The 16,231-nt window shown below is 60.3% G+C and carries 17 protein-coding genes; 11 read left to right on the top strand and 6 right to left on the bottom strand.

Annotation, left to right across the window (positions count from 1 at the left end; translation table 11 throughout):
- Positions 1-36: 36 nt before the first annotated feature.
- The 4 genes from C0V76_RS16225 to ompR are packed head-to-tail and all read right to left on the bottom strand — an operon-like array spanning position 37 to position 3,063.
- Positions 37-309, bottom strand: coding sequence for a BolA family transcriptional regulator (locus C0V76_RS16225; protein WP_101943818.1), 273 nt, complete (start codon positions 307-309; stop codon positions 37-39).
- A gap of 5 nt (positions 310-314) precedes the next feature.
- Complete coding sequence (locus C0V76_RS16220; RefSeq protein WP_101943817.1) at positions 315-953, bottom strand: septation protein A; 639 nt, start codon at positions 951-953, stop codon at positions 315-317.
- A 56-nt stretch (positions 954-1,009) separates the two neighbouring features.
- Positions 1,010-2,329: an ATP-binding protein gene (locus C0V76_RS16215; protein ID WP_101943815.1), complete on the bottom strand. Its 1,320-nt coding sequence runs from the start codon at positions 2,327-2,329 to the stop codon at positions 1,010-1,012.
- Positions 2,329-3,063, bottom strand: a complete 735-nt coding sequence (gene ompR / locus C0V76_RS16210; RefSeq protein ID WP_101944029.1) for a two-component system response regulator OmpR — start codon at positions 3,061-3,063, stop codon at positions 2,329-2,331. The genes C0V76_RS16215 and ompR overlap by 1 nt, the downstream gene beginning before the upstream one ends.
- Positions 3,064-3,205: 142 nt before the next feature.
- On the opposite strand from ompR, the gene C0V76_RS16205 reads away from it, so the two are divergent.
- Genes C0V76_RS16205 through C0V76_RS16190 form a run of 4 tightly spaced genes read left to right on the top strand, consistent with a single transcriptional unit; the run spans position 3,206 to position 5,573 of the window.
- Positions 3,206-3,622 (top strand): hypothetical protein, encoded by a 417-nt coding sequence (locus C0V76_RS16205; protein ID WP_101943813.1) that lies wholly within the window; start codon positions 3,206-3,208, stop codon positions 3,620-3,622.
- A 36-nt stretch (positions 3,623-3,658) separates the two neighbouring features.
- On the top strand, positions 3,659-4,336 hold the full coding sequence (tsaB, locus tag C0V76_RS16200; protein WP_101943811.1) for a tRNA (adenosine(37)-N6)-threonylcarbamoyltransferase complex dimerization subunit type 1 TsaB: 678 nt from the start codon (positions 3,659-3,661) through the stop codon (positions 4,334-4,336).
- On the top strand, positions 4,333-4,791 hold the full coding sequence (gene rimI, locus C0V76_RS16195; protein ID WP_101943810.1) for a ribosomal protein S18-alanine N-acetyltransferase: 459 nt from the start codon (positions 4,333-4,335) through the stop codon (positions 4,789-4,791). Before tsaB ends, rimI begins: the two co-directional genes overlap by 4 nt.
- A complete protein-coding gene (locus C0V76_RS16190) occupies positions 4,788-5,573 on the top strand; it encodes a uracil-DNA glycosylase family protein (RefSeq protein WP_101943808.1) in 786 nt (261 codons plus the stop codon). Before rimI ends, C0V76_RS16190 begins: the two co-directional genes overlap by 4 nt.
- A 6-nt stretch (positions 5,574-5,579) precedes the next feature.
- On the opposite strand, the gene lplT is transcribed toward C0V76_RS16190, so the two are convergent.
- Positions 5,580-6,842, bottom strand: a complete 1,263-nt coding sequence (lplT, locus tag C0V76_RS16185) for a lysophospholipid transporter LplT (protein ID WP_101943806.1) — start codon at positions 6,840-6,842, stop codon at positions 5,580-5,582.
- Between the two features lie 172 nt (positions 6,843-7,014).
- On the opposite strand from lplT, the gene C0V76_RS16180 reads away from it, so the two are divergent.
- From C0V76_RS16180 to dnaQ, 5 genes are all read left to right on the top strand, one after another.
- Positions 7,015-7,971, top strand: coding sequence for a LysR family transcriptional regulator (locus C0V76_RS16180; RefSeq protein ID WP_101943804.1), 957 nt, complete (start codon positions 7,015-7,017; stop codon positions 7,969-7,971).
- Positions 7,968-9,044: an alanine racemase gene (gene alr, locus C0V76_RS16175; protein WP_101943802.1), complete on the top strand. Its 1,077-nt coding sequence runs from the start codon at positions 7,968-7,970 to the stop codon at positions 9,042-9,044. The genes C0V76_RS16180 and alr overlap by 4 nt, the downstream gene beginning before the upstream one ends.
- The gene (gene radA / locus C0V76_RS16170; RefSeq protein WP_101943800.1) at positions 9,044-10,405 is read left to right on the top strand and encodes a DNA repair protein RadA; all 1,362 of its coding nucleotides are present in this window, start codon (positions 9,044-9,046) and stop codon (positions 10,403-10,405) included. Before alr ends, radA begins: the two co-directional genes overlap by 1 nt.
- A 75-nt stretch (positions 10,406-10,480) precedes the next feature.
- Entirely contained in the window at positions 10,481-11,254 is a 774-nt protein-coding gene (tpiA, locus tag C0V76_RS16165; protein ID WP_101943799.1) for a triose-phosphate isomerase, read from the top strand.
- Positions 11,251-11,964 carry a DNA polymerase III subunit epsilon gene (gene dnaQ / locus C0V76_RS16160; protein ID WP_101943797.1) on the top strand — a complete coding sequence of 238 codons (714 nt, stop codon included), beginning with the start codon at positions 11,251-11,253 and terminating at the stop codon, positions 11,962-11,964. The genes tpiA and dnaQ overlap by 4 nt, the downstream gene beginning before the upstream one ends.
- On the opposite strand, the gene C0V76_RS16155 is transcribed toward dnaQ, so the two are convergent.
- Entirely contained in the window at positions 11,965-13,071 is a 1,107-nt protein-coding gene (locus tag C0V76_RS16155) for an HD-GYP domain-containing protein (protein ID WP_101943796.1), read from the bottom strand.
- A 130-nt stretch (positions 13,072-13,201) separates the two neighbouring features.
- On the opposite strand from C0V76_RS16155, the gene C0V76_RS16150 reads away from it, so the two are divergent.
- Positions 13,202-15,175 carry a DNA topoisomerase IV subunit B gene (locus tag C0V76_RS16150; protein ID WP_101943794.1) on the top strand — a complete coding sequence of 658 codons (1,974 nt, stop codon included), beginning with the start codon at positions 13,202-13,204 and terminating at the stop codon, positions 15,173-15,175.
- A gap of 3 nt (positions 15,176-15,178) precedes the next feature.
- Entirely contained in the window at positions 15,179-16,147 is a 969-nt protein-coding gene (locus tag C0V76_RS16145) for a TIGR01212 family radical SAM protein (protein WP_101943792.1), read from the top strand.
- Positions 16,148-16,231 lie beyond the last annotated feature (84 nt).

Raw genomic sequence — 16,231 nt, 5'->3', positions numbered from 1 at the left:
TCCTGGTGAGGATTGCGGTTTGAAAATGGACGAAGCTCAGGCTTGCGCGGCTTCTTCCGGGGTCTGGGCAAGAATGCTCAGGGCGTGGATGCGAGTCTGCATCAACTCGCCCAGAGCAGCATAAATCAAGCGATGACGTGCCAGCGTCGGTTTGCCGGTAAAGCAGGTTGCGACGATTCGCAACTCAAAATGGCCGCCGCCGCTGCGTGCGCCGGCGTGGCCGGCATGGCGATGACTCTCGTCTTCGAGTTCGATCAGTAGTGGCTCGAGTGCAGCAAGGCGCTGGCGGATTTCTTCGATACGGTCCATGTGTTTCAGGCTTGGGATTCTTCCTTGGGGCCGCTCTTGATGAAGCGCGCCAGATACAGGCCCTGAGCCAGGGCAAAGAGGAGCGTCAGGCCCATGCTGCCAAAGAGCTTGAAATTGAACCAGGCGTTCTCGGAGAAGTTATAGGCAATCGCCAGATTCAGGCAGCCCATGCCAATGAAGAACAGCACCCAGGCGAGGTTCAGGCGATGCCAGGCTTGTTCATGCAGGCTGATGCCTTCTCCGATGAGTGCCTGGATTGGATTCTTGCGGAAGAAGCGGGCACTGATGAAAAAGCCGCTGCCCATCAACCAGTACACGATGCTGAATTTCCACTTAATGAAGGCCGGATCGTGGAACCATACCGTGGCACCCCCAAAGATGATGGCCGCCGCCATGCTGACCCACAGGATTTTACTGACTGTCTGGCGTCGCACCAGTAGCCAGCCGATCTGTGCGGCAATAGCCAGTACGACGACAATCGTGGCCAGCACGGTTGGCGCTTCGGTCGGCCCGACCACTCCACCGGAAACCATGAAGCCGAACCACTCGGTCGCCTTTTGCGCGGCCAGCTCCTTGTGGGCTCTGGCGTACTGGAAGGCGGCGTAAAAGAGGGCGACCGGGAAAAAATCAAAAAATAGTTTCATGTGGCGCTGGATTATAAACGAGGGACTGGTGTTTGAAGCCGCCGCCAGTTGGAAGTTCAGTCTGCAGGCAGGTGCAGACTGGCGCTTAGCCCGCCTCCCGGGCGAGGAAGCAAGGCCAGATGGCCGCCGTGCAGGCGCGCCACACGTTCTACGATGGCAAGCCCCAGGCCGGAGCCGCCAGCATTGCTGCGTGCGGCTTCCAGGCGGGTGAAGGGGCGTTTGAGGTGCTCTACCTCCGCGGGTGGAATGCCGGGGCCGCGGTCAGCCACTTCCAGCACCACTTCACGTCCCTCACGGCGCAGACTGATATCCAGTGGGGATTCGTTGCCTGCGTAACGCGTGGCATTGTCGATCAGGTTGGATGTCGCGCGGCGGATCGATTGCGGCCGCAGCGGCAGCACGATCTCTGGCTGAATAGCGGCCTGGATCTTCACGCCGCGCAGACGGCAGGCCTGTAGCAGTTCAGCGAGCAGGGTGGAGAGGTCCTGCGAGAGCGGGCTCTCCGCCTGCTGATCGCGGGCGAAATCGAGGAACTGGTTGATGATGCGGTCCATTTCTTCAATGTCACAGCTCATCGCAGCGAGATCCTCGGCTTGGGCGCCCGATAGCTCTAGGCCAAGACGCAGGCGCGCCAGCGGTGTGCGCAAGTCGTGGGAGACGCCGGCGAGTATCAGGGCGCGGTCAGACTCGATGCGTTGCAGATCCTGCGACATCTGATTGAACGCTGTGGCCAGCGCGGCGAGCTCAAGCGGCCCGCGCGTATCCAGTGGCGGCGGGTGTTCGCCGCGGCCGAGTATCTGAGCGGCTTCCTGCAAAGCACGCAGCGGCCGGTTGATACCTACCACCAGCAACCAGGCTCCGAGCAAGGAGCCGATAACGGCGATTGCGCTCCAGGCCAGCCAATGCGTCGGCAGCAGGCGCTCAACGCGTTCGGCGGGCAGTCTGAGCCAGTATTCGTCGTCCGGCACCCGGTCATCAAGGCGAAAGCTCACGAAGAAGCCGCTTTCCCCATGCAGATTACCGGTGAAACGGGTGTGCTCACCCAGGCGCTGGCGTACCTGCTCCTGCACGATTGCCATCTGTTGGCCGTGGGTGAACGGTAGCAGCGGGTCGTCTGTCTCGGCTGGGAGAATGACCATGCCTTCGCGCGCTTCGAGCTCGCGCAGCAATTCGAGGCGCTGGCTGCTGTCCGCCGCCAGCAGGGCGGAGCGGCTGAGGTTGATCACGCTGACCACGAGCTGGGCGATCTGGCGCGTGCGTGGTTCCTGCGCGTATTCGCGGTAGATCTGGAACCACATGACATAGGAGGCGCCCAGAAGTAGCACAATCAGCAGAAAACTCCGCCACAGCAGGGAGTGCGGCCAGGGCAGGCGCATCAGTTAGCCTCACCGTCCGGTACGAAAACATAGCCAAAGCCCCACACTGTCTGCAGGTAGCGCGGTTTGGCCGGATCCTCTTCGAGTAGTTTGCGCAGGCGCGAGACCTGTACGTCGATGGAGCGATCAAAGGCATCGTATTCGCGGCCGCGCGCAAGCTCCATCAGGCGATCACGCGACAGAGGCTGGCGCGGATGCTGCAGAAGTACTTTGAGCAAGGCGAATTCGCCGGTGGTCAGGGCCACTTCCTTGCCTTCACGCAGCAGGCGGCGTGTGCTCAGATCAATTTCGATCAGGCCAAAACGCGCCATGCTGCCCGCCTCGGCCGGTGCGCCTGGCAGCGTGCGCGGGCGACGGCGCAGTACCGCGTGGATGCGGGCAACCAGTTCGCGTGGGTTGAAGGGCTTGGGCAGGTAGTCGTCAGCGCCGAGTTCCAGGCCGATGATGCGATCAACCTCGTCGCCACGTGCAGTAAGCATCACGATCGGTAGCTCGTTCCCCTGTAACGCGTTACCGGCGCGTAGCCTTCGGCAAATCGATAATCCGTCCTCACCGGGTAGCATCAGGTCTAGCACCAGCAAATCGAAATGTTCGCGGGCGAGCGTTCGGTCCATCTGCTGGGCATCCGCTACTGCCTTGACGCTGAAGCCCTGTTCGTCGAGATAGCGCTCGAGCAGGTTGCGCAGGCGAGCGTCGTCATCGACGACGAGAATGCGGTGGCGTTCGGTATTCATGGCCTGCATCGTATGCGCTCGGCGTGAGCCTGTCAGCTTCCCGGTCGCAGCAATCGTGAGCAAATGTTGGTTTTTGCTCTGTCTGAAACATGTGCTTACATCTTGCGCTGATCGCCCGGCGGAAGGCGGCGATAATTCAGACATGTACCGCGCTCGGTGCCTGCGCAAGTGTGAGCTGATTGTGAAAATTTTCTGCCCAACTCTCTTTCTGCTGTGCATCTGCATCTGCCCGCCGGCGCTGCAGGCAGAGCCGTTGCTGCGCGTAGCCGGGCAGTCAGCCCCCTTGTCGCAGCCGGGCTTCAATGCCGAAGAGCGGCTACTGCGCCGGGAGCGGATGCGGGCGATTCGCCAAGCCTTGATCGAGCAACGCCAAGTGGATGAGGCTGCCGGCAAGCCCGCTCTGGCGCCCACGATGGATCATCCGCCGGGGCAGGGCTTTGGGCGCGCGGACGGGGTGGGTAATGGTCCTGGGCGCGGCCTGCGGCAATTGCCGCCTGAAGAGCGGGAGCGCTTGCGCCGTGAAATGCGTGAAGCTGTGCGGGAACGGCGGCGTCCCTGAGGCTGGCAGGCTGTGCTGCGTTAGAATGGCGGCGCAATGAAAATCCTCGCCTTGGAAACCTCTACCGAGCTTGCCTCGATCGCCCTGAGCCTTGATGGCCAGATCATCCAGACCCGCCTGAGCAGCCCCCCTGCGCATTCCGCCACCCTTCTGCCCGAGATTCGCCAACTGCTTGCCGGGCAGGGCTTGGCACTGACGGCGCTGGATGGAATTGCCTGCGGTATCGGGCCCGGGGCGTTTACTGGTGTCCGGTTGGCTTGCAGCGTGGCCCAAGGCCTCGCATTGGGCGCCGATCTTGTGGTTCACCCTGTATGCAGCCTGCTGGCACTGGCTGAAGCGATGAACGCGCGTGAGGTGTACTGCGCGATGGATGCGCGTATGGGTGAAGTCTATGTCGCTGCGTATAGGCGCGAGGCCACTGGCTGGGTGGAAGTGATCACGCCTTGCTGCGTAGCGCCAGATGCTGCTCCGCTGGTGCCGGAGGGGGGCTGGCTGGGTGCTGGTAATGCTTTTGCTGCCTATCCTGCCCTGGGGGAACATCTGCAGAGCCGGGTCTGCGTGCCGGACGTGGCCTGTGTGCCGGATGCCGCCGCCATTGCGCGTCTGGCCGGTCAGATCCCGGGTGTGGATCCAGCCCTGGTTGCGCCGCTGTATGTGCGTGATCGCGTAGCTCAGACAGTGGCCGAGCGGCTGGCAAACGGGGGCAGGGCATGAGGCCCGATCCGCACCTGCAGTTCCTGCCGATGCAGGAAGCCGATCTTGTTGAAGTGGCTGACTGTGAGGTTGAGGCGACTGAGTATCCGTGGTCTTTGCAGAATTTTAGGGATGCCCTGCACGCTGGCAATTCCTGCTGGGTCATGCGCTCAGGCGGAGTCTTGCTGGCGCAGGGAGTGATGATGCGGGTGCTCGATGAGGCTCACTTGCTGATTATCAGCGTCAGTCCGGCCTGGCAAGGCATGGGGCTCGGACGCCAGCTTCTCGATCATCTATGCCTGTGCGCGGCGGAGCAGGGGGCGCGCGAAATGTTTCTGGAAGTGCGCCCATCCAACCTCCATGCCCTGGCGCTTTATGGCAAGCGCGGGTTTGCCGAGATTGGCAGGCGCAAGGCTTACTATCCGGCACAGAACGGGCAGCGCGAAGACGCTTTGGTCATGAGGCTGGAACTATGAACCAACGCAATGAGCAGATGCTGGCTGAAATGGGCATTAAGCCGCAATGGCGCCTGCGAGCCCGGGAGGCTCGGGAGGAACAGCCCCAGCCGGTCGAGCCTGCTCCGGTCGTCGCAGTAGTGGCGCCGCTTGAGGAGCCTGCTCGTTCCGCGCCAGTCCTCCAGATCTCGAATCCTGTTGCGGCCGAGGAGCTGCCCGCTGCGCAGCAGGATGCGGTCGCCTCAATGGATTGGGATACGCTTGAAACCAGCATCCGCGAGTGTCGCCGTTGTGCGCTGTGTGAGCGTCGCAAACAGGCCGTGCCGGGGGTGGGAGATCGTCAGGCTGACTGGCTCTTCGTGGGTGAAGGCCCAGGGGCAGACGAGGACGAACAGGGTGAGCCTTTTGTTGGTCAGGCTGGCAAACTGCTTGATGCTATGCTCGGTTCTGTCGGACTGAAGCGTGGTGAGAAGGTCTATATCGCCAATGCGGTGAAATGCCGCCCGCCCAACAATCGCACGCCGGAGGCGAATGAAACGGCGAGTTGCCTGCCCTATCTGGCACGCCAGATCGAGCTGATTCGCCCGAAGCTGATCGTGGCACTCGGCCGCCCAGCCGCACAAACGCTGCTGGGGCAGGACATCAAGATCGGGGCTGCAAGAGGCAAGCTTTTTGAGCGAGAGGGCGTGCCGGTCGTGGTGACCTATCACCCGGCCTACCTGTTACGTAATCCGGCGGATAAGGCGCGCGCCTGGGAAGATCTGTGTTTTGCGCTGGACCGCATGGCAGAACTCCAGCGCTGATATAGCTCAGTGGCAGCGGTCGTCGAGCAGCGCGACTGAATCATAGGCGCGCTGATTGGCGTCGTGTCTGCGCTTGACGATATACATCGAGGCTGCCACGAAACCCGCAAAGAGCAAGATCACGATATTGACCGACAGCCCGGAGTAGAGCAGCAGGGAATACAGACCGGTCATGGCGAGAATACTCAGGTTCTCGTTGAAGTTCTGCACTGCGATCGAATGGCCCGCGCCCATCAGCACATGGCCACGATGCTGCAGCAGGGCGTTCATCGGCACAACGAAGAAGCCGGCCAGACCGCCCACTGCCACCATCAGCACCATGGCTAGCGGTACGCTGTGAATGAACACCATGAACATGATCGTGATCGCCATGGCGATGCCCATCGGGATGACCCGGGGGGAGCGGCGCAAGGTGATGAATTTGGCGGCCAAAACAGAGCCGATCGCCACGCCGAGTGCCACCACCCCCTGCATATTGGTGGCTTGAGAGAGCTTGAGTTCCAGATTGGCGCGCGCCCAGTCCAGTACGATGAATTGAAGCGTGGCACCGGCCCCCCAGAACAGGGTGGTGACAGCCAACGAAATCTGCCCCAGTTTGTCGCGCCAGAGCAGGCTGTTGCAGTGCCAGAACTCATGCAGCAGGTACAGCGGATTGTTGCTCAGTGGTTTGTGATCCACCCCTGTGTCCGGTACATACATGTTGAAAATGGCTGCAACCAGATACAGGCTGCCAATCAGCAAGATCGAGAGGTCGACAGCTGTATTGAAGACCGGGCCTATGGCCGGGATATGAAAACTTTCGACCCAGCCCAGCAGTGCTGGGTGGATCAGGAGGCCGCCCAGCAAGGTGCCCAGGATGATGGCTCCTACGGTAAGCCCCTCGATCCAGCCATTTGCCGCAACCAGTTTGGCTGGTGGCAGCATCTCGGTAAGGATGCCGTACTTGGCCGGAGAGTAGGCCGCTGCGCCTAAGCCCACCAGCGCATAGGCCAGCAGTGGGTGGACATCCAGGAACATCAGGGCGCAGCCCGCAATCTTGATCGTGTTGCTGAACAGCATCACGCGCCACTTAGGCATTGAGTCGGCAAAGGCGCCAACGAAGGCAGCCAGGAAAACATAGGAGAGGGTGAAGAAGAACTTCAGCAGGGGGATCTGTTCTGCCGGGGCCTTCATTTCGACCAGCAGCGCGATGGCAGCGATCAGCAATGCGTTGTCTGCCAGCGCCGAGAAAAACTGCGCGGCCATGACAATGTAGAAGCCCAAACCCATGAAAGTCCTTCTGAGATCCGCTAACCGCTCGGGCAGCCGAGCGGCGTTTATACCACAGTCACCCGACCTGCCTTTGCGTTGCACACAACCGAGGAAAATGTTGCGCAACAGCAATCGACGCTGAGGGGCTCTGCGCGTAGAATGATAAAGCGCATTTATCTTGGGGAATGTGATGGCTGATCGCAGACTGCAGGTGTTCCACGCCGTTGCCAAACACGGCTCTTTTACGCGGGCCGCGGAAACGCTTTACATGACGCAACCGGCGGTAACCTTCCAGATCAAGCAACTGGAGGAGCAGTTCAACACCCGCCTGCTTGATCGTGGTCACGGACGCGTTACGCTCACTCCTGCCGGCGAGATCGTGTTTGCCTACGCCGAACGGATTCTGGGTCTCTCCGATGAAATGGAAACCCGTATCGCGGAGCTCACCGACGAGCTAACCGGCGTGCTGACCATCGGCTGCAGCCAGACCATTGCAGGCTACTGGCTGCCGCGATTGCTGGAAAACTTCATCCGCAAGCATCCACGGGTGATTCCGCGTGTGTTCGTGGCGAACTCCGAAAACATCGAAAACCGAGTGGCTGCGCATGAGCTGGATGTGGGCCTGGTGGAGAAACAGTCCGAAGATCCGACCCTTGAATGCACTCTGGCCTGCCAGGATGAGTTGCTGGTCATCGTAGCGCACGGACATGAGCTGGCCTCTGCTTCGTCGATCAAGGCTGCAGACCTGCAGGGGCGTCCCTTTGTGGATCGCGACCCGGGCGCTGCCATCCGCGCTTTGGCCGAGGATTTCTTCCGCCGCAATGGTGTGCCGCCCGAGACGCTTAACCGGCGTGGTGAGCTCGGCTCGCTGCCATCCATTTTGCACCTTGTGAAGCAGGGCTTCGGCTTTGCCATCATCGCCAAGGCGGCGCTCAACGACTACAACAACCGGGGTCTGGTCGGCATCTCGCTGGAGCCGCGGCTGTACTCCTCGCTCAACGTATTGGTACCCAAGGATCGCTTCCGCGCGCGGCTGCACTCGACCTTTGCCGAGTTTGCGGTGAGCATGTTTACCAACATGGAACGGGGCGATACCAAGCCTTCTGGCATCGCCATCCCCGGCAGTCAAGACAGCTCGAATTCATGACCCGGCCGATCCTGGCGCGGATCGATACGGCCGCATTCCGTCATAATTATCTGGTGGCGAAACGCCACGCTGGTGCAGCGCGTGCCTGGGCCGTCGTCAAGGCCAATGCCTATGGTCACGGACTCTTGCCTTGCGCCGAAGCCGTGCGCGATGTGGCCGATGGTTTCGCACTGCTAGAGATCAGTGAAGCGCTGAGCCTGCGCTCAGCCGGTTTTACGCAGCCGATCCTGATGCTTGAAGGCTTCTTCGCGGAAGATGATCTGCGCCTCGCCGCCGCGTACGACATCAGCGTGGTGATCCACAGTCAGGCGCAACTCGCGCTGCTTGAGTTGCTTGAGTTGCTTGAGCTGGAGCGTCCGCTGAACGTAGGTCTGAAATTCAATACGGGGATGAATCGGCTAGGCTTCCTGCCGCAGCAGGCGCCGGCACTGCTGGCACGTTTGCGGACCAGCGGCAAGGTTGGCCAGATCACCTTGATGACGCATTTTGCCAATGCCGACGACACGGGCATTGCAGCCCAGCTCGCCTGTTTTGAGGGCATTGCCGCGGATAGCGGTTTGCCATGCAGCGTGGCTAATTCGGCGGCCTTGCTGCGTTTTCCGCAAGCGCAGCGCGATTGGGTGCGCCCGGGGATCATGCTTTATGGGGGCTCACCGATGCCCGACCTGAACACGGCTGCGGCCCTTGGGTTGCGCCCGGTGATGAGTCTGGCCAGCCGCATCATCGGGGTGCAGAGCCTTCAGCCCGGTGAAAGCGTGGGCTATGGTTCGCTGTTCCGTGCGGAGCGTCCGACCCGGGTTGGTGTTGTGGCCTGTGGTTATGCCGATGGCTATCCGCGCCATGCTCCCAGCGGTACGCCGATTCTGGTTAATGGTCAGCGCAGCCGTACGCTCGGCCGTGTTTCGATGGACATGCTGGCCTGTGAGCTTACGGATCTGGCCGCTGACGTCGGCAGCAGCGTGACGCTGTGGGGTGAGGGTTTGCCGGCTGACGAGGTGGCCAGCGCCGCCGGCACCGTGAGTTACGAGCTGTTCTGCGCACTTGCCCCGCGTGTGCCGGTGGTGCTGGGCTGATGGCCAAGGCCAAAACGGTCTACATCTGTAGCGAGTGCGGCGGCCAAAGCCCTAAATGGCAGGGCCAGTGTCCGGCCTGTGGGCAGTGGAATACGCTGGTCGAAGGGATGGCAGAAGCCGCGCCGGCTGGCTCGCGTTTTGCAGCGCTTGCTGCCGGGGCCGGCAAACTGCAGAAACTCTCCGAGATTGATCCGCGTGAATCGCCGCGCCAGAGCACCGGCATCGATGAGCTCGATCGTGTGCTGGGCGGTGGGCTGGTCCCGGGCATGGTGGTGCTGATTGGTGGTGATCCTGGTATCGGCAAGTCGACGCTGTTGTTGCAGGCACTGGCCAGCCTGGGGCCCAAGCAGAAAGTTCTTTATGTCAGTGGCGAGGAGTCTGCCGAGCAGATCGCCCTGCGCGCCCACCGCCTGCAGCTGGAAGCCGGGGATATGCCACTGCTGCCGGAAATCTCGCTGGAAAAGATCCTACCAACGCTGCGCGAGACCAAGCCCGACGTGGTGGTGATCGATTCGATTCAGACCATGTATTCCGAAGTGCTGCAATCTGCGCCCGGTTCCGTAGCGCAGGTGCGCGAATGTGCTGCCCAACTGACGCGCCACGCCAAGGCCTGCGGCATGGCCATGGTGCTGGTTGGGCACGTAACCAAGGACGGAGCTCTGGCCGGCCCGCGTGTACTGGAGCACATCGTTGATACCGTGCTGTATTTCGAGGGCGATACCCACTCCAGCTTCCGTCTCGTGCGGGCCATCAAGAATCGCTTTGGCGCGGTGAACGAGCTCGGGGTGTTCGCCATGACCGACAAAGGTCTGCGCGGCGTCAGCAATCCCTCCGCGCTGTTCCTTTCACAGCACGCGCAGCCGGTGCCAGGCTCTTGCGTACTGGTCACCCAGGAAGGTACCCGACCTTTGCTGGTAGAGATCCAGGCGTTGGTCGATTCGGCTTTTGGCAATCCGCGCCGGCTCTCTGTCGGCCTTGAGCAGAACCGCTTGGCTATGCTGCTGGCTGTGCTGCATCGCCATGCAGGTATCCAGTGTGCAGATCAGGATGTCTTCATCAATGCAGTGGGCGGCGTGAAGATCGCCGAGCCTGCAGCCGATCTGGCGGTATCACTGGCCATTGTCTCTTCGCTGACGGGGCGAGCGCTGCCCCCGCGCTTGATCGTGTTTGGCGAAGTGGGCCTCGCGGGCGAGATCCGACCTGCGCCACGGGGCCAGGAACGGCTCAAGGAAGCCGCCAAGCTGGGCTTCGAGCTAGCCCTTATTCCTGCGGCCAATGCGCCCAGGCAGGCGATAGCTGGCATGCGGGTGATTGCGGTCGAACGGATCGAGGAAGCGTTTTCCGCTTTGCGTGAACTCTGAACTTGTTTGTGATGCAGGCGGCGAGTAAGCTCGCGCCGCGTGAAATATCCGGATTGACACGGGGGAATACTGAACATGAAAAAGAAGTGGCTGATTGGCAACTGGAAGATGCACGGCAACCTTGCAGCCAACAAGGCGCTCATCGCGAGCATTCGTGCCGAGTTGCCGGAGCTGGACGAAGGTGCCGAAATGGTCGTCTGCCCGGCCTTCCCCTATCTGTATCAGCTGGCTGAGCTGACGCGCGGCACCGGTATTGGTGTTGGCGTGCAGAACGTTTCCGACCACCTGCAGGGCGCTTACACCGGTGAAACCTCGCCGCTGATGGTCAAAGAACTTGGTGGCAGCTTCGCGATCATTGGCCACTCCGAGCGACGCCAGTACCAGGGAGAGAATGATGGTCTGATGGGCCGCAAGGCACTGGCGGCTATCGATGCGGGTCTGATTCCGGTCATCTGCGTCGGTGAAACTGCTGAAGAGCGTGACACGGGCCGCACTCATGACGTTCTGGCGCGCCAGCTCGATGCTGCCTTTGGCTACATCCGCACCGCTCATGACAAGATCGTGTTGGCTTACGAACCGCGTTGGGCCATCGGTACCGGTATTGCCGCCACGCCCGAGATCATCCAGGCCGAGCATGAGTTTCTGCGCCATCGCGTTGCGATTCGCGATAAGGATTTCGCTGCGCGTCTGCCGATCATTTACGGTGGCAGCGTGAAGTCTGCCAATGCTGTGTCGATCTTCTCGATGCCGGATGTGGATGGTGGTCTGATCGGTTCGGCAGCGCTGAATGCCACAGAGTTCGTGAGCATTTACCGCGAGCTGCTGAGCGTGGTGTCTGCCGCCGAATGAGACAGATTTTCCTCGATACCGAAACCACCGGCCTGGATTGGCGCAGCGGCGCCGATCGGGTGGTGGAAATCGGTTGCGTGGAAATGGAAGACCGGCGCCTGACTGGTCGCACTTACCACGTCTATCTGAATCCGGAACGTGATGTCGGTGACTCTGAGCGAATTCACGGCTTGTCGGACGCCTTTCTCGCTGACAAGCCGCTCTATGCTGCAATCGCTGCTGAATTCGAGGCGTTTGTAGCTGGCGCAGAACTGATCATTCATAACGCCAGTTTCGATATCGGCTTCCTGAACATGGAGCAGGAGCGGCTGCGGCGTACCAAGGTGAGCGTGTTGTGCCCACAGGTGATCGATACGGTGAAGGTCGCCAAGGAAATGTTCCCGGGCAAGAAAGCCTCACTGGATGCGCTGTGCGATCGTTATGCGATCAACAACGCGCACCGTACCTTGCACGGCGCCTTGCTTGACGCGGAGTTGCTGGCCGAGGTTTACCTGGCCATGACGCGTGGCCAAGAGAGCCTCACCATCGGTCTGGATGATGCACCGACGACTACTGCCAGCAGTCTGGTACTGGACGGTGAGCGGCGACCGCTGCGGGTGCTGCGTGCCAGCGATTTTGAGGTGGCTGAGCATGAGAAAGTGCTTGCCGATATCGGCAAGAAGGGCCCCTGCCTGTGGTTGCCACCGCAGGAGGCCGTACCTTCCGCCTGATCAGATTCGCCAGATCCGCTCTGGATTGATCTGCACCTTGACCTGATCGCGCGGTATTACGGTTGCGATGTCATAAGGCTTGCGCGAGGTGTTGCGCTGGATCGGATCCATATAGGACGTGCCTTGCGGACTGATCAGACTTAACACCTCCGGAGTGTTGGCCCCGGCTCCGCGTCGGGTGACCAGCGCCAACTCGCCATTGGAGAGCGTGACGAAAGTGCCAGGCGGGAAGATGCCGATTTCCTTGATTAGTACCGCCACATAGCGATTCGTTGTTCCTTTGTCTGAGCCCAGGTACAGCGAGCGGGCGGCTTCCTGCGGGGTGACGGGTTTGCGCGCTGCGCGCGGACTGACCTTGGCAGAAAATATATCCGTGGTCTGGATCAGCAGCGCTTCTTCGCAGGGTGCCACGATCCCGAAGGGGTAGCCGCCACCGCCATTGAGTTCGTGGTGCTCCAGAACCGCATGCAACCAGATCGGATCCTTGACGCCTGCTGACTGCAGCATTTCGTGGGCCAGTTTGGGGTGGCGCTGAATTTCCTGGCGCTGAGCTGTAGAGGGGGCGATGCGCTGATGACACAGCTTCATCTGCAGCTCAATCATGGCCAGATTCTGGGTGAGGGCGGCACAGATCAGGCTTATTCGCCGGTCCGGCAGCCACTCCAAGCGCGCTGCGACCAGTTCGCTAAGGACCGCTACATGCACGCTGTGAATGATCGGATAGCGCCGCTGGTTGGTCAGGATGATGGCTGCGAGGGCAATGTCCGGGCTACGCCGGGCGAGCTCCTGGATCAGCTTGGCCAAGCCGGAGATCTGCTCGCAAAAATCCTTTTCCAAGCGGATGTCACGCAGTAGCACCTCCAGTTCATCAATGATGCTGTCCCAGACGCGGAAGGGGTTGTAGCCCTTGTTGTCATCTGTGGAGCGCTGCGGACTCAGTACCAGTTCATCCACGTACAGGCCACGCGCCATCAGCACTTCCCGCTGGGATTCGCGGGAGATGCGAAAGCCCTTGCAGAGCAGTAGTTGCCCTGATTCGTCATAGACATCCCAGGGGAGGTCTTCGTTGATCAGCAACTGGCGGGCGTGGATGCGGTGCTTGGGCATGATTTCCGGATTCCGGTTATTACCGGATTAACGTGATCCTGCAAGGCAAACTTGAACCCAGTATAAAGCCCAGCGAAGCGCGCCCCGATATGGAAAAATGCGTGCCTCGTTTCATTCTTGCCAAGTCGCCATGAGCCAGAAGCAGTACGACGAATCTTCCTTCCGTGTCCTCAAGGGGCTGGAGCCGGTGCGTGAGCGTCCCGGCATGTACACCCGCACCGATTCGCCCTGCCACATGATCCAGGAGGTCATCGACAACGCGGCCGATGAAGCGCTGGGAGGTTTTGCCAAGAACATTCATGTGCTGATGCTACGCGATGGCTCGATCACCGTGACCGATGACGGCCGCGGTATCCCGGTAGGCCTTCATCCGGAGGAGAAAGTCCCGGTCGTGGTGCTGGCTTATACGGCGCTCCACGCGGGGGGGAAGTTCGACAAGAAGTCCGGCAATTCCGCCTATGCTTTCTCAGGCGGCCTGCACGGTGTGGGTGTGGCAGTGACTACCGCCTTGTCGCTGCGTGTGGAAGTCGAAGTGCGCCGTGAAGGCAAGATCTATCAGATCGCTTTTGCTGACGGTGGTCGTGACATTGGCCAGATTGTCGAAGCCGGTAGCTGTGGTCGCCAGACCGGCACTCGCGTCAAGGTCTGGCCTGATGGCAAGTACTTCGACTCCCCCAAGGTGCCGATGAATGAGCTGGAGCGTCTCTTGCGCTCCAAGGCAGTGCTCTTGCCGGGTGTGCGTGTCTATCTGGAGATCGAGCAGGCTGACGGCTCTTTCATCAAACAGGATTGGCGCTATCAGGAAGGTCTGCCGGGCTACCTGCGCGAGATGATGGTTGGGGCTGAATCGGTTGCACCGATCTACTCGGCTGAGAAATACGCCGGCGAGGACGAAGACTTCGCCGTGGGCGAAGGCGCTGCCTGGGCCTTTGGTTGGTTTGACGGCCAGCAATTGGGCGAAAGCTACGTCAACTTGATTCCCACCGTGGCTGGCGGCACTCACGAATCCGGCTTGCGTGCCGGGGTGTTTGAAGCGGTGAAGAGTTTCATCGAGCACCACAGCCTGCTGCCTAAAGGTGTCAAACTGCAGCAGGAAGACGTCTGCGGCAAGATGAGCTACGTGCTTTCGGCACGCATCCTCGACCCTCAGTTTCAGGGGCAAGTGAAGGAGAAGCTCAATTCACGCGAAGCCGTGAAGCTGGTTTCCAGCATGCTGCTGCATCCCTTCGAAGCCTGGCTGAACCAGAATGTCGAGCATGGCAAGGCGATTGCCGAGGTGGCGATCAAGCAGGCTCAGTCGCGGCTTAAAGACGCGCAGAAGGTCGAGAAACGCAAGAGTAGCGGTGTGGCCGTGCTGCCCGGCAAGCTCGCCGATTGCGAGTCTGAGAACATCGTCGACAACGAACTGTATCTGGTCGAAGGCGACTCTGCCGGTGGCTCCGCCAAACTCGCTCGCGACCGCGAAACTCAGGCCATCTTGCCGCTGCGTGGCAAGGTTCAGAATGCTTGGGAAATTGATCCGAATCGCCTGTTCGCGAATGCAGAGATCCACGATGTATCCGTTGCTATCGGTGTTGATCCGCATACGCCCGAAGCCGCAGCTTCAGTGCTGACCAATCTGCGCTACGGTAAGGTCATCATCATGGCTGATGCTGACGTCGATGGTTCGCACATCCAGACCCTGTTGCTCACGCTTTTTCTGCGCCACTTTCCCAAGCTGGTCGAGGCTGGGCATGTTTACATCGCTCTGCCACCTTTGTACCGGATTGATGTGCCTGCACAAGGTAAAAAGCGTCCGGCGCGTCGTTTTTATGCGCTGGACGAACATGAACTGGTTTCTATCCGCGATCGCCTTGCCAAGGAGGGGTATCGCGCCGATCAATTGGAGGTCGGTCGGTTCAAGGGCTTGGGTGAAATGCAGCCGGCCCAGCTCAAGGAAACGGCCATGGAGCCAGCTACTCGACGCGTTCTGCCTGTCACCCTCGATGCTGGGGCTACGGCTGCGACCTCAAAGCTCTTCGATCTGTTAATGGGTAAGGGCGAAGCCTCGGGTCGTCGAGCCTGGATGGAGCTCAAGGGCAACCTTGTCGAGGCGGATCTGTAATTCGTGTCTGCGCTAAACGCCATTCCGGCTGAATATGCAGGCCGTCGTTACCATGCGTACAACGACTGGGTGAAGCGCACGCACGGCGGTCGTCTGCAGAAAATCAGTATCGACGCAGGTTTTACTTGCCCCAATCGCGATGGAGTGTTGGGGCAGGGAGGGTGCAGTTTCTGCAACAACGAAGGTTTCACGCCCTCCTATTTGCGCGAGCAAGTTCTCTTGGCTGATCAGATTGATACCGGCCTAAGCTTCATGCGCCGGCGCTATCCGGAAACCAAGCAGTTTCTTGCCTACTTCCAGGCTTATTCAAATACTTACGGCGATCTTGATCACCTCAAGGCGATTTATGCCGAAGCCTTGAATCATCCTGAAATAGGAGGCTTGGTCATTGGTACCCGGCCGGACTGTCTTCCTGATGAGGTGCTTGATCATCTGGCGTCGCTGGCCCGAAGTAAAACCATTGAACTGGAAATCGGCATAGAGTCTTGTTCGGACGCCGTGCTCGCCGAATGCCTGCGTGGTCACGATTTTGCCTGTACCCAGGATGCCATTCGTCGCGCCGCAACGCGCGGTTTGTTCCTCACCGGCCACCTGCTCCTTGGTTTGCCAGGTGAAACGCGCGAGAGTCTACTGGCGGGAGCCCGTCAATTGTCGCGTTTGCCACTCGATGCGTTGAAATTCCATCAGTTGCAGATCGTTCGTCATACGCGCTTGGCGATTCAGTACCAGCGTGCACCTGAGAGTGTCCCCCTGCTTGAGCCCGGACTTTATTTGGATCGTGTCATCGATATGCTGGAACTGCTGCCGTCCTCAATCAAGGTGCAGCGCCTAGGGAGCGAAGTGCCGCCCCGCTTGCGCCTGTCGCCGGACTGGGGGATGCGTCTATCTGCCTTTCCAAAGCGCCTGGATGTGCGCTTGGCGGAGCGTGAGACTTGGCAGGGGCGGTTGTTTTCGAAGCCCCTAGATGCCTGATTGGGCAAAGCGTTGTGGGCGAAAAACCCAAACAGTGCGGGAATCGGACAAAAAAATGCCGTTTGTAGGCCAGAGGGGCTACAC

Origin of the sequence: Uliginosibacterium sp. TH139 (assembly GCF_002855595.1) — a bacterium.
Taxonomy (GTDB): domain Bacteria; phylum Pseudomonadota; class Gammaproteobacteria; order Burkholderiales; family Rhodocyclaceae; genus Uliginosibacterium; species Uliginosibacterium aquaticum.
The sequence above is the reverse complement of the archived record's forward strand: the minus strand, read 5'-3'. Positions and strand labels throughout refer to the sequence as shown.

Excerpts from the sequence above, each read along its gene's own strand:
- C0V76_RS16225 (WP_101943818.1), bottom strand. The coding sequence starts at position 309 with ATGGACCGTATCGAAGAAATCCGCCAGCGCCTTGCTGCACTCGAGCCA.
- C0V76_RS16220 (WP_101943817.1), bottom strand. The coding sequence starts at position 953 with ATGAAACTATTTTTTGATTTTTTCCCGGTCGCCCTCTTTTACGCCGCC.
- C0V76_RS16215 (WP_101943815.1), bottom strand. The coding sequence starts at position 2,329 with ATGCGCCTGCCCTGGCCGCACTCCCTGCTGTGGCGGAGTTTTCTGCTG.
- ompR (WP_101944029.1), bottom strand. The coding sequence starts at position 3,063 with ATGAATACCGAACGCCACCGCATTCTCGTCGTCGATGACGACGCTCGC.
- C0V76_RS16205 (WP_101943813.1), top strand. The coding sequence starts at position 3,206 with ATGTACCGCGCTCGGTGCCTGCGCAAGTGTGAGCTGATTGTGAAAATT.
- tsaB (WP_101943811.1), top strand. The coding sequence starts at position 3,659 with ATGAAAATCCTCGCCTTGGAAACCTCTACCGAGCTTGCCTCGATCGCC.
- rimI (WP_101943810.1), top strand. The coding sequence starts at position 4,333 with ATGAGGCCCGATCCGCACCTGCAGTTCCTGCCGATGCAGGAAGCCGAT.
- C0V76_RS16190 (WP_101943808.1), top strand. The coding sequence starts at position 4,788 with ATGAACCAACGCAATGAGCAGATGCTGGCTGAAATGGGCATTAAGCCG.
- lplT (WP_101943806.1), bottom strand. The coding sequence starts at position 6,842 with ATGGGTTTGGGCTTCTACATTGTCATGGCCGCGCAGTTTTTCTCGGCG.
- C0V76_RS16180 (WP_101943804.1), top strand. The coding sequence starts at position 7,015 with ATGGCTGATCGCAGACTGCAGGTGTTCCACGCCGTTGCCAAACACGGC.
- alr (WP_101943802.1), top strand. The coding sequence starts at position 7,968 with ATGACCCGGCCGATCCTGGCGCGGATCGATACGGCCGCATTCCGTCAT.
- radA (WP_101943800.1), top strand. The coding sequence starts at position 9,044 with ATGGCCAAGGCCAAAACGGTCTACATCTGTAGCGAGTGCGGCGGCCAA.
- tpiA (WP_101943799.1), top strand. The coding sequence starts at position 10,481 with ATGAAAAAGAAGTGGCTGATTGGCAACTGGAAGATGCACGGCAACCTT.
- dnaQ (WP_101943797.1), top strand. The coding sequence starts at position 11,251 with ATGAGACAGATTTTCCTCGATACCGAAACCACCGGCCTGGATTGGCGC.
- C0V76_RS16155 (WP_101943796.1), bottom strand. The coding sequence starts at position 13,071 with ATGCCCAAGCACCGCATCCACGCCCGCCAGTTGCTGATCAACGAAGAC.
- C0V76_RS16150 (WP_101943794.1), top strand. The coding sequence starts at position 13,202 with ATGAGCCAGAAGCAGTACGACGAATCTTCCTTCCGTGTCCTCAAGGGG.